Below are 22,176 nucleotides of genomic sequence, written 5' to 3'. Positions count from 1 at the left end.
CTAATCAGAAATATTAAAACTTTGCGGCAGTAATAGTCATTTGAATTTTACTGCCGCAATACTATTTTGAAAAAGGAGTTGAGTTTATAATGAAATTCGAAATAACACTTTTTATGGTATGTTTCTCGATGTTATCAATTGGATTAACAGGATGTTCATTCCAAACTGATTCCACTGATAGTAGTGAATCTGTTGCAGAATATAATATAAATGGAGATGAATCTCTTATTAATTCCGAAAATCTAGACCTGTTTTCTGAAGTTGCTGGAAAAGCTGAAGAAAATGAAGATACAATAACATTACCTATTGTTATCAACGAAAGCAAGGAAATTACAGATAGTGCCACAGTAAAATTATTATCTGCAAAATTCGAAGAAAATGAGATTAGGAACTTCCAAAATATATCGCAATACTACACTACGATACCTCATTATGAAAAATATTTTGATAATGATGGTTCATTGAATTCGGATTATGTTTTTGCCGAGTTAAATATTGGAATTACTTCTCAAAAATCATGGGATGATCTGTATTTAACATCTTTTAATCTTGAATACATTTATAATGGACAATATGGTTCTTGTGAGCCCAAATTTATTGATAATTGTATTGATTTTGAAGATCCACATAAGCAGTCGACTGTTGCAATTAAAGCTGACGAAATGAATGAAATTAGCATTGGATACATATTACCAAAAGAAGAATTTGAGAACATTGATGAAGTATATCTCCACGCTCAATTTGCCACTTTTAGTATTGATGGTTCTAAAAGTATTAAGATTAATTCATTTGATTTCTCCGAATAACGCACACAACAAGGATGGAATACTATGATAAAATTAATGAGACAAGAAATTAGAAGAATATTCAAAAGCAAATCTCTATATATAACAATTGGCATTGGCGTGTTTTTTACACTTTGGCTTCTTGTGGATCAACTGGCAGAAACAAAAGAAACCCAGGAACTGATAGAGAAATATGGCACAATAAAAATGGGATTATATTATCCAGATTCACTCTATAATCATTTTATCGGTCTTGATTATTGGCACAAACAACCACAAACATTGTATATGCTGTTTCCTTTATTAGCTTCTATACCATATGCCTCTAGTTATTGCTCGGAGAAAAAAAGTGGATATTTAAAAGTGATGCTTACAAGAATAGATCGTAAAGTTTATTATATTTCTAAGTTCATTTCTGTTTTCTTTAGTGGGTTTATCACAATTATCTCAATTTTAATAATATCTTTGATCATCTCCATGATGTTTTATCCAATGTTAAACCCTGAACCTATAACCTCACAGTTTCCTGTAGCGATAGGTAATAGCATGTTCAAAACATTATTTATTGAACATCCTATGTGTTATATTCTCCTATATATCATAATAGACAGCATTTTCTTTGGCCTTACTTCTCTGATTTCTCTCGCTATAAGTACCATTACAAATCGAATCTTTGTAGCGACGGTAAGCAGTACGATTGTATTCTACATTTTTGCTTTTATAATGTCATCGCTCAAAATGTATACTCATAGCCCTGCTGTATACCTTATTCCATATCAGCCATTTGAGGGAATAAAAATACATGTTATAATACTTCACTGTTTGGTTATTCTTCTCTTGTGTGGGGCACAATTTATATTTAAGGAAGCAAAAAAAGATGTATTATAAGTACGATTTGAAAAACGGAATCATATACGAATGGAAACAATTCCTTTTGCCGTTTTTTGTCACTCTAGTTGCGTGTTTTAGCTTTACGTCTGATATAAGAACAGCCGAAAACATAGGACAAATTGATAGAGGAATTATGCTTAGTGATGTTATCATTTACTTATTCAAAGGTGAACAACCTTTTGATCCAATGAATCCTGAGAGTTTTAGGTTTCCTTTTTTGTGGTTGATCATACAACTGGGACTTGCATTTATAACTGGAAAATACCCATTATCTGAAATTTATACAAACCATGGTGCAAATGTATTGATAAAGGGTAGATCCAGAACAAAATGGATTTTGTCTAAATTTTTGTGGATATTTACCGTTTGTATCGTGTACTACCTGATAATTTTTCTTACCATTATAACTTATTCCAAAATTTTAAATTACAACATTAATCTTAATTTGGTCGAAACAAATTCTCTTATTTTACTTGCTCCAATTAAGAATATTAGTATCACAAATCTAATATGTATATACTTATTGCCAGTAACTACTTCTATCACAATTTCATTTCTTCAATTTACTATCGCTGTGTTATTTAATTCTGTTATTAGTTTTGCTTTCACTTTGGTCATGTGTGGTGTATCAATATTTTATGAGAATATATATCTTATTGGAAACTGTTCATTATTGATAAGAAATGAGATCTATAACATAGACGGGATATCTATAAAAATGTCGTATTTTATTTTATTAGTAGTCATAGTAATATCGTTTACGTTTAGCATAGTATATTTCAAAAACTGTGACATTTTACAAAACAGGAGGAATGAATGATGTACATAGAACTAGTCGGCGTGACAAAAAAGATTAAGGGGGTACAAATTCTAAATAATATATCTTTAAAAATGGAAAGTGGAAGAATCTATGGATTTCAAGGAAAAAACGGCTGTGGAAAGACAATGTTAATGAGGGCTATTTGTGGTTTGATTAAGATCAACTCAGGAAGTATTGATATAAATGGCAAAATTCTTCATAAAGATATTCAATTTCCTGAGAGTATAGGTGTTTTAATAGAGAATCCATCATTTTTGAATAATTTTACTGGCTTTGACAATTTGAAGATGCTTGCTGAAATACAGGGAAATGTAACTGACGAAGAAATTAAAAAAGCAATTATTTCAGTTGGACTCGATATTCATGATAAAAGAGTCTATAAAAAGTATTCATTAGGAATGAAACAAAAGCTGGGCATAGCTGCAGCAATCATGGGGCCTCCTGATATAATTATACTTGATGAGCCTATTAATGCAATTGACGAAAATGGAGTTGAACGTGTTCGTAATATTTTGCATGAGATAAAAAAAGGGGGAGCGATTATAATAGTCGCTTGTCATGATAGAGAAGAACTTGAACAACTCTCAGACCATATCTTTCACATTGAAAACGGAAGGATAATTGATGATGAAAAAACTATATAAACGTTTAATTATAGGCACATTGCTATTGACAATGGGTATCAGCATTTCGGCAAGAATAGTTGCCGTTAATAGTAGTTTGAACACTACCGTTTCTAAGATTGAAGAATCAAATAAAACGTTTGAGTGCAATGGTATCAGGATGTGCATTTCGAATTACAAAATTTACGATGGTGAAGAACTAAATAAACTGTACGATAATGAATTGGAAGATGTAGTTGACAATTATGATATACTTTTCAATATAAGTCTTGAAAACACATCTCATGATATAAAGCAGTATAATGCTGTTTCTTCTGGTATTATGTATGGTTATAATAGTGGAGGAAGTGTTAATCCTTATTTATACCAATATTTCAATCAGGACTCTGATGGAATATTGGTACTAAAATCTGGAGAAAAAAGGACGATTACGTTAGCATTCCCATATGAAGAATATAACAGCGAAATTATGTACGTTGTATCATTGTATCCTGAAAATATACGGATACGCCTAAGATAACAGATCTTTTGTGAAATTAAGTTGATATATCAAAAGTTACAAATTAGCAAGAAAAGAAAATCGAAAAGGAAATTTATTTTTTTTCTGTATTATTTTTATGAATTTCAGTGATTTTTTAAGTCTAAAGATATATTCTGCATAAGCCTTTTTTAAATGATGTGGTGCGTAATTCAGTAATTCTATAAATTAGTTCATTTTCGTATTCTTTTACACTTTAATATTTCATCATATTCTAATTTTATCACATTCCTTTTATTTTGCAGGAAATCTAATAGTCAATACAAATATAGAATAATATAAGTAAAATTTGTTTTGAAAAGCAATCACAAGTAACACCATTTTATTATAATGATGTCGCTTTTGATTGCTTTTACTTATATGCTGCAATCTGTCAAGGCAGAAAACAAATTCGCAATCTAACTTTTAAACTAGGATATTTTCGAGATATTTTTATGCGTTTTATAAAGAACATAAACAATACAATTTTATAAACAAGAGGTGACAAAATGAATGCTAAATGTAGATTACTATGCTTAAGAGAATTGTTTATCAAATATACAGATATAAATCACTATATTTCAATGGAAAGAATCCAAAATTACCTAAACTCCTGTGGTTATCAGGCACATAAGGTAACCATAAAAGACGATATTGAAGCTTTGATTTTGAACGATATGAATATTGAATACGTCCACAACAAAGGTTATCATTTGAGATCGCGTCCTTTCTCACTCAACATCTTAAAAACACTTGCCGATGCAATTGCATCTTTTCGATTTTTGACAGTCGATGATTCCGAAAAATTGCTTAAACTGATTGAAAGTCTTTGCAGTATTTATGAAGCTCCACTACTCAGACGTGAAATCATGCTGACCAATCGTGTGAAGTCTGATAACGAGCAGATTTTTGACAATATTGATATGATAAATTCTGCCTTACATAATAATCAGCAAATCAGCTTTGACTATTATGACTATGATATAAATAAGCAATTAGTTCTCAGAGATGGAGTAAAACGAACCTGTTCGCCGTTTGCATTGGTGATGTGTAATGAACAGTACTATGTTGTATCCAACTATGAAAAACATGGTGATACCTATACGAACTTTCGTATTGACAGAATGAGAAACATCAAACTTATCGATTTATACAGAAATACTCCCTGTGAAATATTGAATCTGGAACAGTACATCAAATCATCTTTTTCTATGTTTAGCGGAAAGAGTGAGTACGTCACACTACGCTTGCCATTGGAGAACAAATACTGTAACATCGTGATCGACCGGTTCGGGAAGTCAGTTCTCATGCTCAGGGACAAGAAATCGGACAATCACTTTATCATTCATGTTCCTGTAAGAGCAGAATATCCGCAGCCGTTCTTTTCCTGGATATTTTCATTCAGAGGAAAGGTGGAGATCATAAGTCCGATCAGACTGAAAGAACGATATACAAAAGTTCTTTATGAAAGCTGTGTACAGCAATATATGAATTAACGAAAGCAGGCACTTCGTAAAAATTGAAGTGCCTGTTTTATCATTCTATTTCGTTTTTGTCCTGACTTCTCTCTTTCGGCTTAGTCGTTTTCTGTCTGTCCTTGAAAGCTTCTTTTTTGAGTTTTGCTCTTTCAAAATAGCAGGTTCGCTGTTTTTCAGGAGCATTCTTTTTGGCTTCAATTGCCGCCTGATTGAGTTCATCAGTAAGAGAAGCAAGACGTTCTGTTTTCTGTTCCAGTTCTGCTTGTTGTGGAAATGGTGTATTGACAATACGCCGGGCATTTTCCAAATTCATTTTCAGCTTATTTATGTTGTTCTGTGCATCACTGATCGTCTGGTCAATTTTGTAGAGTGTAGATTCCATACGCTTGAGATTGGCAGAAAAGCTGCTTGTTAAAGCACATTTATGCTCAGCGTTGCCTTTCATGGTAATGGAAATGTCAGGTTCATTGCCAAACATCACCGCCTTGACGGATAGCTTGAATCCCTGAAATTCACCGATTTCTTTTTCACTGTCGGAACTCTTTTTGACAAAATCCAGTACCGCATCTTCAAGAGCCTGTGCTGCTTCTTTACGGTCCGTATATTCCGTGCCATCAATGGTAATTTTGAATACGGGTAGTTTTGTTTCTTCATCTATCGGAAGCTGACGAAGTGTTTCACGGTCAGCTTTGAGATTTTCAAGTCTTATTTCAGCATTTTCAATTTTTGCAGGAGTGACAGCTACTGTCTGCTGCATATCAAATACCGTATTGGTATGTTCCGCTTTCAGAAGATTCAGTTCCTTTACCTCGTTATCCAGCATCATCTTTTCCTTGATACGTTCATCTCCTGTACAGAGTGCCTTGATCTCAGAATAATTGAGTGCCTGCTGATCTACGTCCTCACAAGTTCTTGCAGGCGTTTTGGAAGTCATGATCTGTCCGATGAAACGCTGCTTTGCTTCCAGTGTCTGATAGAGATACGCATCAAAACTGCCTTTTGTCACATAGTTAAAGACATGAGCCACGCTGTTCTGGTTGCCTTGACGTTCGATACGTCCGATTCGCTGTTGCAGGTCACTCGGTCGCCAAGGAATATCCAGATTATGCAATGCAATCAGCTTTTTCTGACAGTTTGTACCCGTACCCATTTTGCCTGTACTGCCCAGCAGAACTCTCACTTCACCTTTATTCACACGGTCGAAGAGATCAGCTTTCTGCTGTTCGGTTTTTGCATCATGTACATAGGCGATCTCATCCGGTTTTATGCCGTTTACGATCAGCTTATCCCGAATATCATCATAGACGCAGAAATCACATTCTTCCTCTAAAGATTCTCTTTCAGAAGCTGACTTTTCATCAGCATTTTCTCCCTTATCCGTTGACTGTGAGTTTTTCTTTGGAACACCCAAATCGCAGAAGATGATCTGGGTCAGCTTTTCCTCTGCTGTATCGTGATAGATCTGCGTAACGTTTCTGACACACTGATTCAGCTTTGTATCAGGGCTATCCTCAAATGACGGGTCGATCAGTCTTGGGTCAAGTCCCAGCTTTCTGCCGTCGGAAGTAATACGGAGCATATTGTCCACAGAAGGGTCAACATTTCCGCTTTGTACATCATCAGCACGATCAGATAACTCCTGTACAAGTGTTTTCTGAAACCCTGTTGCTTCGATATTCTCAATGTGATACTTCATTTCGGGCGTAGCAAGGTCGAGCGTGTCTGCTGTACGCACATCGGCAACCTGTTTGAACATACTCATCAGTTCCGGCAAGCCTGTATAGTTGGCGATACGGGTGCGTTCCTTAAACTTGTTGCCGGCAGGAGCAAGCTCCCATTCCGTTTTCTGTTCCCCGAATACCGTTACCCAGTTGTCGAAATTGCTCAGTCCATGATCTTTCAAAAAGTCATATTCCAAAAAACGCATCATGGTATGTAATTCGGTTACAGAGTTACTGAGTGGTGTGCCTGTAGCCATAATCACACCTCTGCTGCCGGTCTTTTCATCAAGATAGCGGCACTTCATAAAAAGATCCAGTGCCTTTTGTGAAGCAGAGGACGAAATACCGGCCACGTTGGTCAGTTTCGTCTGGGTAGGAACATTTTTAAACTCGTGTGCTTCATCGATGATCAGCTTGTCTATGCCCATTTCTTCAAAAGTGAGAATATCATCATGTGTTTTCTCCAGCTTATCCAGTCTTGCTTCCAGCGATTTCTTGGTACGCTCCATCTGCTTGACCTGAAAACGAGAACCTTCTGCCTTTTTCAGTTCTTCAATGCCTGCCATAATATCATCAATCTGGTCCCGTAAAATAGATACCTGTCTTTCCTTGGAAAGTGGAATCATGCCAAGCTGTGAGTGTCCGATAATCACAGCATCAAAATCACCGGTGGCAATTTTGGAAAACAGCTGCTGTCGGTTTTCCTTTTTGAAGTCGCTTTTGGTTGCTACCAGAATATTTGATCCCGGATAGAGCTTCTGAAAATCTTCACCAATCTGTTCTGTCAGGTGGTTCGGAACGGCAAATAACGGCTTTGTGCATAAGCCCAGACGTTTGGATTCCATTGCTGTTGCGATCATCTCAAACGTCTTGCCTGCACCAACACAGTGTGCGAACAGCGTGTTGCCGCCAAATAAAGCGTGTGCAATAGCATTTTTCTGATGTTCTTTCAGCGTGATTGCAGAGTTCATACCCGGAAATCTTAAAGCTGAGCCGTCATATTCACGAGGACGAATAGAATTAAATTGTCGGTTGTACTGTTCTACAAGGGGAATAGCACGTTCCGGATCTCTGAATATCCAATCCTTGAAAGCCTGTTTGATCTTTGCAGCTTTCTGCTGAACGATCTTCGTTGCCTTGATATCGACCACTCTGCGTTCTTTTTCATTGCCATTCAGATCCAGATAGGTTTCCGACTTATACACCTTTGGCTCTTTCAGATTCAGAAGCTGCTCCATAATCTCATAAGCACTCATATTCTTTGTTCCAAAATCTCTGCGGCTCAAAACGGAACTGTCCGCCCTCTTGTTCTCAATATGCCAGGTGTTGGTGTGTTCGGAATAATCCACTGTTATATTTTTCGGTTTCACCCAGAACGCTTTCTTTACGTCCTCACGGTTTTCTCTCGGTGTCTGAAAAAGCTCATACATGAACTGCTGATACAGTTCTTTCGGAATCCATGTCGCACCGATCTTCACATCAATATCGCCTGCCTTTAACGGCTCCGGCATCGCCTTTTCAAGAACCGTGACATTTTCAGCAAAACGGCTGTCACTTTCAGCATAAGCTGCTGCAATATCCAGCTTCTGACAAATATCGCCAGACAGGTATTCACTTGCCGACTGATACTCCTCGGTGTTCGGCACAAGAAAAATCTCACCCTTTAACTCCGCAATCAGCAGTTCCTGTGACATATCTGTCAGCTTGCTCATGTATTCAAGATCAACCTTTGCCGTTTCCGCCATAGAGATTGCAAGTGCTTCCAGTGCTGTATCTACGTGTTCAATCGGTTTTGATGGTCTTACCGTTCTCTTGGTAAAAATATCGGATTTTGCGATCAGCTTGTCCTTGTCAAATTCCTTTTCCAGGGTGAGCAACAGGTTATAGGAACAATCATCACGCAAAACCTGACGATTTTTACGACTGTGCAAAAGCCCATACTTCTTGTAAAAATCATCATACTGAACAGAGAGTTTTTGCTGAACCGCTTTAATCTCATTTTCAGGACGGTCATCTGCCTGTACTTTGAGAAGTTCACGAACCGTATCTCGCAAATCAATAAATGCAGTCATACGGTCGTAGTCTTTCGATTTTGTATCCATTACTTTGGAAACATCAAAATTTCCAAGCTTGCTTTCGCCGCCTTTGAGATAAATATCACCCTTATCATCTTTGAAAAAGCTGAACGGGCGAAGTTCAGTAGCAGTCATTGTGACCTGTTTATCACTGAATTTGAATACTTCATTCGTTTTTACAGCTGAAATCTGCGTATCCAGTTTCTGTACCGCTTCATGAATCTGCTGACGGAGATCTGCACCCTCTATGGGAATACACATCGTGTCATCATTTCTACCGTAAAGCTTGTTGCCCTCTACGATCGTACCAAGTACCATTTCAGGATTTTCCGCAAAGTAGCTGTTTACTCTGAGTCCATCCTCAGTTTTGCCAAGATGTACCCAATCAGGCAGTCCTTCCGGAGGTGCAGAGCGTTTTTGCAAGAAAATAATATCCGAAGTAACTTCTGTACCCGCATTCGCCTTAAAAGCACTGTTTGGAAGTCGGACAGCACCGATTAAATCGGCTTTCTGTGCCAGCTGCATACGGAAACTTTCATCTTTCTTGTCGAGTGTTCCTTTCGATGTGACAAAAGCAACAATACCGCCTTTTTTCACCTTATCCAGAGTCTGAGCGAAGAAGAAATCGTGCAGTTTGGTTGTGCCATACTGTTTATCCGGAAAATTCAGATCTCCAAATGGTACATTACCGACCGCAGCATCAAAAGAACCATTTTGAAAATGGGTGTTTTCAAAACCGGTTATCTGAATGTCAGCATCGGGATAAAGCTGTTTTGCAATTCGTCCGCTGATGGAGTCAATTTCAACGCCATAGATATTTGTATGTTCAGCCATTTCTGATGGCATTTTACCAAGAAAATTGCCGACACCGCAGGACGGTTCAAGGAGATTGCCGCCATTGAAGCCGAACTTATCCAATGCTTCGTAGATTCCATCAATAATTGCAGGAGATGTGAAAAAGCTGTCAAGAACAGACTTTCTTGCATCTTCATATTCTTTCGGTGTAAGTGCGTCAGATAGTTGGGCAAACTCTTTGCTCCATTGCTCATTCTCAGAATCAAAAGCCTGTGCAAGACCGCCCCAACCAACGTATTTTGACAGAATTTCCTGTTCTTCAGGAGTAGCCGTTCTGTCCTCACTTTCAATTTGCTTTAATGTCTGAATGGCAAGCAGATTGTTCTTGAATTTGGTTTTTGCACCGCCTTCACCGAGGTTATCATCGGTTATGGTGAAATTCTGCGTCTTTTCATCTGCTTTAATTTGCTGTTCCAATTTTTCATCGGGAGCAGCTATATTTTCCGGCTTAATATCCGATTTTTCTGTTTTAGATCCACGTCGATTCCTGCGGTCAATATCTTTCTGCGTGATATATTTATCATGTTGAATAAGGTCAGCAGTGAGTTTTGCAACTTCCGTCCAACTGAAATCAAATGTTTCCTTGCTGATTCCATTATCAACACTTCGGAGTGTAAAATGTATGCCTTTTGAGTCATGGTCAACGGAGAAGATATTGCCGTCAGCAGTATGACCGCCTGTGCCATACTCGTTTTTTAGAAAGTCAGCAAATTCCTGATTGCTTGGGTTATTTTCCTGAAAAAATTCTGCAATGCGAAATTTACCGCCCTCAAATCCGCTTCCACGCATGATTTCCTTGTGCAGTTCTTCAAAACGGTTGACATCTGCAACAGGTTCGCCATACTGTACAGGTGTAATGGCTTGTGCGGATGCGGACGAGTTTACAGGTTCTGATTCTCCGAACAGAGTCAGTTGCTCATATTCCTTTTTTCCGTTTCCAAAAGGTTTGAACTCCTTGTCATCCGCTATAAATCCAAGCCCTGCATCGGCAATGGCATTCTCAGAGAACAGCGGTGCATCATCAGAAATTTCAGTTTCAGCCGATTTTTCTTTAATAGTTGTATCCATCTGTTCCAAATTCTCAATACCTGCATGATGATTGGCAGATTCAACAACCTCAGACAAGAACGTTTCCAGTCCCTCTTGTGGCATGATGACATTGCCGGTATCTCGTGAGAGCATGATTCTTCCTCTGTCCTCATTGATGCTGTCAATATGCCACTCTTTTCCCTGAAATTCAATATCATCGCCAACTTTGAACGGCAAATCAGAAGCCTTTGTTGGAATAACTGATGCGATTTCATCATCAGAAAGCGATACCAAATCATTAAAATCAAGTACTGACAGAGCATTTTCATTCATTTCCGCAAGGGAGTTATACTGCTCATCACGAACGACATTGCCATCATACTCAAATATGAGCCTGTACTGTTCCAGATCTGCATACACCTGTATGGGGAGATTATGTTCTTCGTCTGTTGTATAAGCAAGCGAGATATTTGAAAGATCAGAAAACTCAGCTAATTCACCGAATTCTCGGTCATAGTAGTCGGCAATGTGTTGTTTTGCAATATCCAAATCAGACAGTTCTGTAGACTGTGCTTTGTCAGCAAGATAATCTTCTGTTGTTGCAATTGCAGGCGATTCCGGAAGGTCAATTTCTTCAACCGATACCAGTTCCTCACGCTGTGCAATTTGCAAGTCAAACTCCTGTTTGGCAGATAAAAGCAAATCGAGTTTCCTGCTATTATCAAGAAATTGGCTGGTATTGCTCTGGTCGAGATAACCAATCAGCAGATCGTTCATTGTACCAAGCTGTGTAATGTCATAATCCTTAGAAACATAGTTTTCAATGACATTTGCCATGTTGTTTCGTGCTGCAATTTCAATAGAGGAAGAAAGAGCCTGTATCTGCTGATTATCAAGCCCCATATTCTGCAAGTTTTCAAGAATTTGATTTTCACAGATTGTCTGACGAAGAATTGCCTGAAAATGCGGTGCGTCCTCTTTTTCAGTGGTAAACATAACCTTGCCGTCACGAATTAGTCCTGAAAATTCCGCACCACGCTCGTAAAGCTTCGGTTCCATCTTATGATACTTGTCAGGTGTCAAGGGCGAAATCATAAACTGTCGGTTTCGGATTTCTCTGTATGGTCTGTTACCGATGATTTCTTGTGAAGCCTGTCGGCTATTCTGAATCATTGGTTTTCTCATAACCTTTACAGCATCCTGAATAGCACTTATCTGAGAAATATCAGCCTGAGATACAGTCATTACCCCTTTGCCGCTGGGATAGATTCTTGCTGAAAACGAGATGTTCGCTTTGTTTGCCAATTCCGCCATTTTGAGAATGGTTTCTCTGTCCTCGCTGATATAGGATTTCTGGGGAATATATTTGTAGTCTGTATTGCCGATAACATTTTTATCCTGCGGAATATGTTCTTTGCCCGACTTCTGTAATCTGCAAAGGGATTCATCAAGACCTGTAACATTCTTGAAGTGGTCAATTTCAGAACTGTTTACTGCAATCATCGTGTTGCTGCCATCGCTGTATGCACAGTAATTCAGCCCTGATTTATCAAGTGCCTGCTGTATCTGCTGAAATGTATCTTCACGCATGACAGCAACGGTTTTATCTCTGTTATCCGTTGCTTCCTGCCAATAAGGATTGCCGTATCGCTTCATTTTGTTCATTCTCCCTTGTAATATGTCATTCCAATCTTTTGCTCCATTTGGTGTTACTCTTTTCATGGCAGGATACCGAGCAATCAGTTTTTCGGCAAATTCGTTTCCTGTCTTATCGTTATCGGTGCAGAGATAGATGTTTTCAGGTGATATTGCATATCGTTGCATCGTTTCCGTGACAACAGAAGGTTTTACGCCTGCCATGGAAACCAGCCTGTAATCCCTGCGTTCGGGGTATAGATCAGCAAATGAAACCGCATCGATGGCACTCTCAAAAAAATAGGTATTGGCAGGTTTGCCGCTGACTATTTCAAAGCCATAGCCGTCTGCTGCACCTTTATCAAAGGATTTGAAACGCACATTTGACGTACCGACCTTTTCCGCACCAACTAATAAGCCATTTTCATCGAAAATTTTGAATACTGCATTGCCTGTTTTTCCTTCCTGTGATAATCTTCCCTCAGCAGTCAACTTTTCAAGAGATGCGATAGATAATCCACGACCATTGTGCAGATAGTGCATGGTTCTGGATAGATCTGTGCTCTCGTGCAGTGTGATCTCACGATTTTTAGGCGGCTCTGCTTTTGAAATACTGTGGGAGTGAAACGGAATTGCTTTTTCATTGCTGAGTAACTCCACCGCAGAAATAAAATCAAGTCCCATAAATTCCTGTACAAACTGGATGTTGCTGCCGCCTTTGTTTTCGGAAAAGCGAAACCACTTTCCAACTTCGCCGGCTTTGTTATTTTTGATATGCAGGCTGTCGTGTTCTTGCAGAACGTACTCTCTGCCGACCTGTTTTAAGGAAAATCCCTGACTTCTCAGGAAATCAGGGAGATTGACAAGATTGGCACGTTCGATCTGTTCCGGCGTAACTCGCATCAGAGTTCCTGCCCTTTGCTTTTAGATTCCCCTTGTTTCGGACTTTCTGCCTTCACTTCCTGTGCAAGCTTTTTCATCTTCTTTCGGCTGAAATAAGCCGGTGCTTCTGATTTCCTTACGGTTACGGCAGATTTGTCGCCGTCCAATCTTGCAGAGTAGGGAATGCCATCCTTTTCAAGATTTTGCATGGTTTCCTGCGCATCTTTTTCCGACATTGGCTGAATTGCTCTGTCCTCTCTGGGAATCTGCCGGAACACTTCTGGATTTACAAGACGAACGTGTGTATCCTTCGCTTTTTCCTCCGCAGCGTGGAAAGCACCCTCATTTTTCTTGGAAACGGTAATGGTAACACCCTTATCGGTTTCCACCGCCGAAAAAGGAATCTTCTGCTTTTCCAACTCTGTCATTATGATTGCACCCACCTTCGCCGGTTCGTTAGTAATCACTCTGTCCTCCGGTGGAATTTGCCTGTAATAGTTGGGATTGATTTTTCGTATTCCCGAACGGGATCTCTGTGGTTCTTTCTTTTCCGGTGTAGGTTTTTCCATCTGTTTTTCCGGCTGTGATTTCATGACAGCTTTCGCAAACAGATTTACCAGTCCCGCATGGGAACTGAGGGACAGACTTCTTTTCGTATAGAGTTCCGGCACATTCTGAAGCGTATCTCTTACAAAGTCCTTGACTTCTTTTGCGATTCTGCCGTCACTGGTACCGTTCAACGCACAGGCAAGAACAAAGGCGATACGGTCATCAGAAAATTTCTCACGCACGTCACTTAGTGCCTGTTCAGAATTCAGAGTATATCGCTCGTAATCATAATTCTGGGAAAGTGCCTGTGAGATTTCCTTTGCACAATCCATATTAGCCTTTGCCGATTCTCGGAAGGATTGCAGTGTGGCATCATCACAAGTGCTAAAATCAATTTCTTCCAGAAATAACGGCACATCGGAACGTTCTTCCTTTTTGCCATTGTTGATGATTCCATCAATCATGTTCATATCATCTTCCATAGACATTTCAGCATTGCGAAGATATTCAGCAGAATCAAGCATCACGGTTTCAATCGGTTTGTCAAAATCAGACAAATCGCCATTTGACAAAAAGTCCGTATTTTCAATTTCAGCTTCTGTTTGTGCAATGGCTTTGTCAACAATATGATCGTTTGCATTTTCCATTTTAGGAGCATTTTCAAGCTTATGGATTTTCGCTTCCATAGCAGAGATACTTGATTTTACCGCTTCAATTTTTTGACCAAGCTTGAATTTTTCTGCCATGGAATCGCTTTTTTCATACTGTTCAAACAGTTTGGAAAGATTGCTCTTTTCTGTATCCATGCTGATACGCAGCAGACCTTTGCTGCTGTTCCGCAAATTTTCCATGGATTCCTTGAACAGTTCTCTGCGTTTCTGCGGATTTGGTATCATGAACGACTGAATGACGTTACTGAAACTTCTGAGTTTTTCGGCTTTCAGCCTGACAACAGCGATACGGTCATCCAGTTTGGAAATTTTGTTCTCTGCTTTTCTGATGCTGTTTTCAATCTTCGGAATACGGTTTTCATGAATTGCATTGATTTTTGTTTCATTTGCTCTGATGATCGCAGATACAGCACCGGGAAGTTTACCGTTGTCCATTAAGTCCTGCAGCATAGCATTCGTCGCTTCAAGTCTTGCAGCTTTTTCTTCGAGCATCGCAATTCTGTTTTCACTCTTGCTGATCTGATCCTGTGTTTCAGCTTTCTGTTCCTGAAGATGATCCAGCGTGTCCATATGGCTGCTGTAAGCCATATGAAAAATCGGCAGCAGCGTTTCACTCTTGTGTGCATCTGCTTCAATCTCCGGCTGTTTTGTAACTTCGTTCTCTTGTATCGGCATTTATGTCACCCCTCAAAGAAATATATTTACATGATTCATCTTGTTCGCTCCATTTCACGATTTTTCTGCTTTATATTTTCCTGATTCTCTGTTTCAGGTTCTTTGCCATCTACATACAAATCCTCTTCCAGTGCTTTCTTTATGCTGCAATTATCGCTGTGCCAATAGTTGATATAGGTTTGTGCAAGCATGATCTGAATGTCAATCGGCTTATTTTCCAATTGTGTGACTGTTACGCCCAAAACCGCAGCAATTTCAGGAAGCAGCAGCCGTGCATAGTACTTACTGTCCGGTTCAGACAAAAAGAGGAGCATTTCCTCTGTATACGGCTTCATCGCTCATTAACCATTCTGGCAAGTTCGTTCTTATCCGTACCGATCGCATATTCATACATGAGATTTAGTTTTTCATTTTCAGAAAGCTGCATCAAACTGCTGATCTCCATGCCTGTATTTTCCGCAATTTCGTGCATACCGAGAATGAGTGTTCCTTTTCGCCACAGCTTTTCGATTTTTTCATACTGCTTATGTGCCGAAAGTTCGTCACTTGCTTCATAGCTTTTCATGGCATTGCATATTTCAGCTTGTATTTCTTCCGGAAATGAACGCAGGCTGTCAGTGAGAACGCCGAGAACATCTGCCGCTTTTCTTAGAGTTTCTATGTTCATGACTACTCCTTTCTGGTCGCCCAGTTGTAATACGTCTTGTCGTTGAACACATTTTCTGCAACCTTTGGCACAACAATGGTTTTTCTGCCATTTTTGATATATGACGTTTCTTTACCGGAAAGCAGGAACTTCAACTGTCCCTCAGAAAGTTCCACGCCATACACTTTGGTAAGATTCATTCCGCATCGTGCGGAACAGTACCAGCCATACTTGCCCTTGATAACCGGCTTGCTGCACTTTGGACAATTCCCGATACTCGGCTGATTTTCACCAAAAGACACGGAATCATCAACAGAACCGTATTTACTTACAAGCTCCGTCACAAATCGATTGATTTCATTCATGAAGCTGTCCGCAGAAAGACTGCCGTGTTCCACTTCAAGCAGCTTATTTTCCCAGTCGGCAGTCAGTTGTGCGGATTTGACCTCATCGGGCATGACACGGATCAGATTTCTGCCCTTGTCAGTAGAAATGATTTTTTTGCCGTCACGCTGAATATATCCGTGCTTGACAAGATTTTCAATGGTATTGGCTCTTGTTGCAGGTGTGCCAAGTCCTTTTTTCTCCGCATTTTCGTCAAAATCTTCTGCACCTGCGCGTTCCATGGCAGAGAGAAGCGTATCTTCGGTAAATGATTTCGGCGGAGATGTAAAGTGTTCTAATTTTGATGCCTTTGCTATAAAGTTCATACCGTTTTCCAGATCGGGCAGACGCTTTTCATCGCTCTTTTCCGATTCTCCGATCTTACCGTCCAATGCTTTCCAGCCGGATTCCAGAACTGTTCTGCCGGTTACAGTAAATGCTGTGTTTTCACATTCGAGTGTCACTTTTACAGCATCATATCGATATGCAGATGCCGAAGCACACAAAAGCCTTAAAGCAACCAGTTTCAGAATATTCTGTTCTCCCACAGCCAGTGCCGATATATCACACTTCACACCGCTTTCGGTTGGAATGATCGCATGATGTCCTGTGACCTTACGATTGTTGATGACCGCTTTGAGATTCGGTTCTGCAACACTTCCAAGCCCAAAACGTTCGCTGATTGCCGGAATGAGAGCATAGGCGGTCTGTTCCATATCATCGGATAAGTACTGAGAATCGGTACGGGGATAGGTGACCAGTTTCTTCTCATAGAGGGACTGCATATAGTCGAGTGTCTGCTGTGCCGTGTAACCGAACTTTTTGTTTGCTTCACGCTGTAAGGAAGTCAGATCAAAAAGTTTCGGAGCAGATACACTTTTGACCTCTTTTTTCACATCTGTTACCGTTGCGGTTTTGCCGTTGCAGGAAGAAACCTGTCTATCAGCTGTATTTTCATCGTCAATCCTTGTACCGACTGCCTTGAAACCCATATCCAGATCTACCGTGAAATACTTTTGCTTGACGAAGTTTGCGATATCCGCATCACGTTTCACGATCATGGCAAGTGTCGGTGTCTGCACTCTGCCTGTATTCAGGTGGGCGTTGTATCGCACTGAAAATAGCCTCGAACCATTCATGCCGACCAGCCAGTCCGCCTTTGCACGGCAGAAGCCTGCCTGATAGAGATTGTCATACGCAGAACTGCGTTTCAGCTTATGGAAACCGTCCCTGATTGCCGATTCTTCCAATGAGGAGATCCAAAGTCTTTTCACCGGCTTTTGACACTTTACAAGATTGTATACATATCGGAAAATACATTCGCCCTCACGGTCGGCATCGGTGGCACAGATAATTTCCGTGATGTTTCTGTCATTCATAAGCTGCTTCAACACTTTGAACTGATCCTTGGAACTTTCAGAAATCTTAAATTTCCATTCTTCCGGAATCATGGGGAGCTGTGCAAAACTCCATTTTGCCGCCCAATTTTCAGAATACTCATCTGGAAACTGCAATCCGACCAGATGACCAAAACACCAGCTGACAACATAGCCATTGCCCTCTAAGCAGCCGTTTTTCTTGGTGTTTGCACCGAGAACCTTTGCAAGTTCTCGGCTGACTGAAGGCTTTTCACCGATTACCAGAATACTCATACGAAATCATCTCCCATATCATCGTTGTCACGAAGTGCTTTGTTGTATCCCTTTCCATAACCTTTGCGGTAAAAAATTGTTCCTGCAATTACGGCGGCTCCTGCCGCTGCAACTGCACCGATTATTTTGCAAATTCTGTTCATGTAAATTCATCCTTTCAATATTTGATTGGAGTACCGTAATTGATCTTTTTGATACTCTGAATATTGTCAAAACTCAAACCATACCAGTTGTATGAGCCGTAGTTTCCTGTGAAAGAAACGCAGTCCGGCAAATATCCGTCGGCATGGATAAACTCCACGATACACTTGCCGTCACCGCCGAACGGGTGATACCACCGGTCGCCCTTGCTGTCACAGATCTTTACAGTAAACTGTGTACCGTTTTCCAGCGTGATGAGAAACCGGTCACCGCAGTAGCCGAAGAAAGTTCCCATGGCACAGCAGTAATCGCCGTATTCATCACGCATGATGCCTGTGTTGGTAACAGGATCAGGGACAGCACCCTGAATTGCCGAATAGGACGGATCTCTTGTCAGACCGCTTGCCTTTTCATAGGCAAAACAGTCTGTCCAGCCGTCGATGTAGTCATATTCTTCGATCACTTCTACCGCTTCCGTTCTCTGCATCGCAGATGCAAGAATTTCTCCATTTTCATCAGAAAGCTCAAATGTATATTCTGAATTTTCACGAAGTCCTGTCACATAGCAAAGGGTATTGGATTTGAATTCAAAATAGATGTTGTCCACATAGTCATCATTCACACTTTGGATTGCGGTAACTGTGTATTCCGTATCCGCATCGCCGTTCCATTCCAGCTTAATGCAGGATACGGAAATTGTCGCTGCCGTCAGTGTAACAGCGTCTGTCTGTTCATTTTCTGCATAGGCTAACGTTGTTGATTCTGTCGATTTTGTACTTGTGGTAGTTGATCTTAGAGCGGAATCCACCGGCATTGCAGATGTAGTCTGTGTTGTTGCAGGAACGGCAATGTCCTGTTCCTGCACATTCTGATCCAGATCGTAGTGACCACTTCCCAGGACCACAAAGAAGCTTGTGCCGATAGAGATCAGTTTGCCGGCTAGCATTGTACTAATGGGCATTTCGTTCACCTCTGTTGATCTGAATCACTGCCATTGTGAAAACGCCGATGCTTCCGCCGATAATAAGACCTAATAGGAATTTAAGCATTTGTATTCTCCTTCGTTTTCTTTTTCATCATTTTCTGAAACGCTCGGTATTTGCGGGTATACGCATAAGAATCTCCGAATATATTCTGTGCTGCAGTGTACAGCTTTGGTTCATGTTTTCGGATGATCTCCAGTTCTTCTGTCACTCTGGGATTGTATGGACAGCCGACACAGCCCGTGCGTTTCAGTCCATATTCCGTATAGCACCGGGAATGCTGTATTCCATAGAACTCCTCATAGGCTTTCTTATCGCTGTCCGTGTACCAGAATACAGGGCGATAAGAATTGCAGCCTTTGGATTTGCTTTCGGAAAAACACGTCTTGTAGCTGGCAGAACGAATTCCGCCCTCTGCCTTTCGTACACCGATAATTTCAAGGTCTGCATCGTATTTCTGAATGAGAAGCTTTGCAGGCTTTTTCTTTGCATAATCACAACATTTGTTGGAGATCCTGAAATTCGGCGGATTTGCGATCATGAACTCTTTCAGCCAACTGTTTCTGCCGATAGAAAAGCGGCTCATTTTGACGATACCTTTTTCCGGGGAGTAATAGGCATTGCACCACCATTGCAGGGCAATCTTGCAGTTCGGATATTTCTTCAGCAATTCCGGCAGTGGCTTATCCTCCCACTGAAACCCGTGCATCTGTAACCGCATGATCTGTTCGCTGACATACTTGGAGAGAAACGGCTGACCATATTCCTTACAGCAAGCCGGTATCGGTTTACAGGCTTTGATCCGTTCAATTGTAATGCCATACTTCTTTTCCAGATCGTCGAGGTGTTCCTTGGTGGCACGGTATTCCAGTCCGGTATCAATCCAGAAGTAGTGTACTTTCTTTTGTTCATCGACATTCTGTATCACGTCAAGGACAATATCGCTGTCACTGCCTCCGCTGATACTGCAAAGTGGTGTATGGGAACGGGAAAGGACGCTGACCGCCTTTGCATAACCGTCAATAATGGCAAAATTCTTGGTATCCAGAGAAGCTTCAAACGCCTTAGACATTTTTCAATCCTCCCAAGATATGTGCAATCACGTCTACTGTCCAGCCGTTGCCGATACACTTGTACCGCTGTGTATTGCTGATTCCTGCGGTGTAGTTGTCAGGTAGCGTCTGAAGTCTTTCTGCTTCTACAGGTGTCAGCTTTCTAATGATGTAGTCACCGTCCGGCAGATCAATTTTGTAAAGTCCTGTCTTTGCACCCATACCGCCGCCGTTGGCAGTCATGGTGACGGATTTCCCACGAACTGAATAGATTCGCTGTCCCTGACCGCCTTTGCCGATCTGACCAATGCGAATCGGCACAGCAATTTTCTGACGGCTGTTTTCTGCACGGTATACCGGGAAAAGATCTGTTCCTGCCTTGTAGTAAGTGGCAGGAATGGTATGAGATTTGCCGTTTACCGTTGCCACGGGAACAGCCACCATGGTACGCTGTTTTCGTTCCATGGTGTTGTGAAATGCCGCTCCCTGATAGCTGGCTGTAACACAGTAGCTTTTTTCCTGCCAGGACACACCGCTTTCCAGTACGTCCTGCAACAAAATGCCTTTGTCCAAAGGCTGTGTAACATGGGGAATATTCGTCCAGTAACAACGCTTTCGGTGCTGTCCTGACACCAAAGAAGAATTGATGACGATTGGCTCAACACCAAGTGTTTTAGAAATCTCATCTTTGATATTCCGGTGAATGGAGTGGTTATTCTCATAGAGAAAATACCGGCACTCTGATTCCTGCAACGCTCGGACATATTCGTTGAAAAGTTTGAACCCTTCGCCGTTGCAGGAAGTTTCTCTGCCTTGTTTTGCAATTGACCAGTATGTACAAGGTGAACCGCCCAAAAGCAGATCATATCCCTTGAATTTTCTGAAATTACCGTCAAACACATTTCCGTGATGAACGATTTCAGGATGATTTCTGCTTGAAACCGTTATGGCATATTTGTCAATTTCAAAAGCATCATAGGCTTCTACAGAAATCCCTATGCGTTTGAGTGCCACCATGCCGCAGGAGATTCCGTCAAAAAGGCTCAGTACTCTCATATTTCCTCATCCTCATCGGTCACACTGCCGTAGTCATCATCGTAATCCTCCTCAAAATCTTCCACACCGGTATTTTTCTTCTTGCCGAATTTGCCCTTTTTCAACACAAGAATAACACCGCCGATCACAGCCAGTACACCGACTCCAACAAGAATGAGTGCATTGCTGTTCATAGACGAAGGCTGTTTGGTGGTGGCTTTTTCTTCTGCACTTTCTGCTTCGCCGGTGGTTTCTTCCGCACGGTTAGAAACCGCAGCTGTGACACCGCCGCCATTGGCTGCATCGGCATACTTCTTTGCCTGTTCCGCAGGGTCTTTTTCTTCTTCTCCCTCATTGCCTGCATAGAGCAGAGAATAGAGGTCGAAATCATCGACCTTGTTCAGGAAGAACACATTGTCCTCATCGCCCTCCGCAGAATAGTTGATGAGGATGTAGAACACATCGCCGTCTTTGGTGGTGACAGCAATAAACTGCATCTCCTCACTGTCGTAGATGATCTTTTCCTGTTTGATGAGCGTTGCATTGCCGTCTGTATCGTAGTGGTCGTCGGCATAGTAGTCATGCACGGTGCTGTCCGCTGCGTCACCGCTGTTTTCCATTTCCGTTTTGTTACGCTGGATCTCGTCCACCAGCTTCTGCATATCTTCTTCACCGAGTTCCATGTTCGATACCGAATTATCTGTAGCTGCGACAGCAGATGTTGTTGTATCTGCTTCTTCTGCAAATACAGGAATGGCATTTCCCACGCTTGCCAAAGTCAAAGCCATTGCAGAAAATACTGCCGCAACCGATTTTTTAGTGTTCCACATTTTTTCTATCCTCCATCACGATCTTTTGTTCATGCACCACGGAAGAAGCAGTCAGCTTTGCAATAATCTCCTCCGTGGTCATGCCGTTGTCATGCAAAAACTTTTTGAGTGCTTCCACTTCAAGCATTTCTCGCTTGGCTTTCAGTTCCTCAAGAAGCTGCTTGTCCTGATTGATCTTTTCTTCAAGCTTCGGAATTTTCTTATTGAGAGCATCCAAAGCGGTTTCTTTTCTTGTCATTTTTACGTT

General features: G+C 41.0%; 16 protein-coding genes. 5 read left to right on the top strand and 11 right to left on the bottom strand.

Annotated elements, in window-relative coordinates; genetic code table 11:
• Window positions 1-89 precede the first annotated feature (89 nt).
• The 5 genes from DXB92_RS09285 to DXB92_RS09260 all read left to right on the top strand — a co-directional run bounded on the left by DXB92_RS09285 (window position 90) and on the right by DXB92_RS09260 (window position 5,132).
• Window positions 90-806 carry a hypothetical protein gene (locus tag DXB92_RS09285; RefSeq protein WP_117733661.1) on the top strand — a complete coding sequence of 239 codons (717 nt, stop codon included), beginning with the start codon at window positions 90-92 and terminating at the stop codon, window positions 804-806.
• Between the two features lie 24 nt (window positions 807-830).
• Window positions 831-1,673: a hypothetical protein gene (locus tag DXB92_RS09280; protein WP_117733660.1), complete on the top strand. Its 843-nt coding sequence runs from the start codon at window positions 831-833 to the stop codon at window positions 1,671-1,673.
• Between the two features lie 819 nt (window positions 1,674-2,492).
• Window positions 2,493-3,140 (top strand): ATP-binding cassette domain-containing protein, encoded by a 648-nt coding sequence (locus DXB92_RS09270; protein ID WP_341473039.1) that lies wholly within the window; start codon window positions 2,493-2,495, stop codon window positions 3,138-3,140.
• Window positions 3,121-3,639 (top strand): hypothetical protein, encoded by a 519-nt coding sequence (locus DXB92_RS09265; protein ID WP_117733657.1) that lies wholly within the window; start codon window positions 3,121-3,123, stop codon window positions 3,637-3,639. Before DXB92_RS09270 ends, DXB92_RS09265 begins: the two co-directional genes overlap by 20 nt.
• Window positions 3,640-4,145: 506 nt before the next feature.
• A complete protein-coding gene (locus DXB92_RS09260) occupies window positions 4,146-5,132 on the top strand; it encodes a WYL domain-containing protein (protein ID WP_117733656.1) in 987 nt (328 codons plus the stop codon).
• Between the two features lie 40 nt (window positions 5,133-5,172).
• Here the strand turns inward: DXB92_RS09260 and DXB92_RS09255 are convergent, their stop codons facing one another.
• The 11 genes from DXB92_RS09255 to DXB92_RS09205 all read right to left on the bottom strand — a co-directional run bounded on the left by DXB92_RS09255 (window position 5,173) and on the right by DXB92_RS09205 (window position 22,167).
• Entirely contained in the window at window positions 5,173-13,113 is a 7,941-nt protein-coding gene (locus DXB92_RS09255; protein ID WP_181977010.1) for a toprim domain-containing protein, read from the bottom strand.
• 218 nt (window positions 13,114-13,331) lie between these two features.
• Entirely contained in the window at window positions 13,332-15,206 is a 1,875-nt protein-coding gene (locus DXB92_RS13725) for a DUF4316 domain-containing protein (protein WP_181977009.1), read from the bottom strand.
• A 35-nt stretch (window positions 15,207-15,241) separates the two neighbouring features.
• A complete protein-coding gene (locus DXB92_RS09245; RefSeq protein ID WP_147330045.1) occupies window positions 15,242-15,508 on the bottom strand; it encodes a hypothetical protein in 267 nt (88 codons plus the stop codon).
• A gap of 29 nt (window positions 15,509-15,537) precedes the next feature.
• Window positions 15,538-15,873, bottom strand: coding sequence for a hypothetical protein (locus DXB92_RS09240; protein ID WP_117733653.1), 336 nt, complete (start codon window positions 15,871-15,873; stop codon window positions 15,538-15,540).
• Window positions 15,874-15,875: 2 nt separating this feature from the next.
• On the bottom strand, window positions 15,876-17,888 hold the full coding sequence (locus tag DXB92_RS09235; protein ID WP_117733652.1) for a DNA topoisomerase 3: 2,013 nt from the start codon (window positions 17,886-17,888) through the stop codon (window positions 15,876-15,878).
• On the bottom strand, window positions 17,885-18,031 hold the full coding sequence (locus tag DXB92_RS13720) for a hypothetical protein (RefSeq protein ID WP_181977008.1): 147 nt from the start codon (window positions 18,029-18,031) through the stop codon (window positions 17,885-17,887). Before DXB92_RS13720 ends, DXB92_RS09235 begins: the two co-directional genes overlap by 4 nt.
• 14 nt (window positions 18,032-18,045) lie before the next feature.
• Window positions 18,046-18,990: a fibronectin type III gene (locus DXB92_RS14160; protein WP_242986639.1), complete on the bottom strand. Its 945-nt coding sequence runs from the start codon at window positions 18,988-18,990 to the stop codon at window positions 18,046-18,048.
• Between the two features lie 80 nt (window positions 18,991-19,070).
• Entirely contained in the window at window positions 19,071-20,084 is a 1,014-nt protein-coding gene (locus DXB92_RS09220; RefSeq protein WP_117733650.1) for a phosphoadenosine phosphosulfate reductase family protein, read from the bottom strand.
• Window positions 20,077-21,120: a DNA cytosine methyltransferase gene (locus tag DXB92_RS09215; protein WP_117733649.1), complete on the bottom strand. Its 1,044-nt coding sequence runs from the start codon at window positions 21,118-21,120 to the stop codon at window positions 20,077-20,079. Before DXB92_RS09215 ends, DXB92_RS09220 begins: the two co-directional genes overlap by 8 nt.
• Window positions 21,117-21,929 carry a CD1107 family mobile element protein gene (locus tag DXB92_RS09210; RefSeq protein WP_117733648.1) on the bottom strand — a complete coding sequence of 271 codons (813 nt, stop codon included), beginning with the start codon at window positions 21,927-21,929 and terminating at the stop codon, window positions 21,117-21,119. Before DXB92_RS09210 ends, DXB92_RS09215 begins: the two co-directional genes overlap by 4 nt.
• Window positions 21,916-22,167, bottom strand: coding sequence for a hypothetical protein (locus DXB92_RS09205; RefSeq protein WP_117733647.1), 252 nt, complete (start codon window positions 22,165-22,167; stop codon window positions 21,916-21,918). The genes DXB92_RS09210 and DXB92_RS09205 overlap by 14 nt, the downstream gene beginning before the upstream one ends.
• Window positions 22,168-22,176: the final 9 nt, after the last annotated feature.

Source organism: Ruminococcus sp. OM06-36AC, assembly GCF_003438725.1.
GTDB classification, from domain to species: Bacteria; Bacillota; Clostridia; order Oscillospirales; family Ruminococcaceae; genus Ruminococcus_C; species Ruminococcus_C callidus.
This window is presented reverse-complemented; position numbering and strand designations above follow the sequence as displayed.

Coding starts and splice junctions, on each gene's coding strand:
- DXB92_RS09285 (WP_117733661.1), top strand. CDS start 90: ATGAAATTCGAAATAACACTTTTTATGGTATGTTTCTCGATGTTATCA.
- DXB92_RS09280 (WP_117733660.1), top strand. CDS start 831: ATGATAAAATTAATGAGACAAGAAATTAGAAGAATATTCAAAAGCAAA.
- DXB92_RS09270 (WP_341473039.1), top strand. CDS start 2,493: ATGATGTACATAGAACTAGTCGGCGTGACAAAAAAGATTAAGGGGGTA.
- DXB92_RS09265 (WP_117733657.1), top strand. CDS start 3,121: ATGATGAAAAAACTATATAAACGTTTAATTATAGGCACATTGCTATTG.
- DXB92_RS09260 (WP_117733656.1), top strand. CDS start 4,146: ATGAATGCTAAATGTAGATTACTATGCTTAAGAGAATTGTTTATCAAA.
- DXB92_RS09255 (WP_181977010.1), bottom strand. CDS start 13,113: ATGGGACTTGATTTTATTTCTGCGGTGGAGTTACTCAGCAATGAAAAA.
- DXB92_RS13725 (WP_181977009.1), bottom strand. CDS start 15,206: ATGCCGATACAAGAGAACGAAGTTACAAAACAGCCGGAGATTGAAGCA.
- DXB92_RS09240 (WP_117733653.1), bottom strand. CDS start 15,873: ATGAACATAGAAACTCTAAGAAAAGCGGCAGATGTTCTCGGCGTTCTC.
- DXB92_RS09235 (WP_117733652.1), bottom strand. CDS start 17,888: ATGAGTATTCTGGTAATCGGTGAAAAGCCTTCAGTCAGCCGAGAACTT.
- DXB92_RS13720 (WP_181977008.1), bottom strand. CDS start 18,031: ATGAACAGAATTTGCAAAATAATCGGTGCAGTTGCAGCGGCAGGAGCC.
- DXB92_RS14160 (WP_242986639.1), bottom strand. CDS start 18,990: ATGCCCATTAGTACAATGCTAGCCGGCAAACTGATCTCTATCGGCACA.
- DXB92_RS09220 (WP_117733650.1), bottom strand. CDS start 20,084: ATGTCTAAGGCGTTTGAAGCTTCTCTGGATACCAAGAATTTTGCCATT.
- DXB92_RS09215 (WP_117733649.1), bottom strand. CDS start 21,120: ATGAGAGTACTGAGCCTTTTTGACGGAATCTCCTGCGGCATGGTGGCA.
- DXB92_RS09210 (WP_117733648.1), bottom strand. CDS start 21,929: ATGTGGAACACTAAAAAATCGGTTGCGGCAGTATTTTCTGCAATGGCT.
- DXB92_RS09205 (WP_117733647.1), bottom strand. CDS start 22,167: ATGACAAGAAAAGAAACCGCTTTGGATGCTCTCAATAAGAAAATTCCG.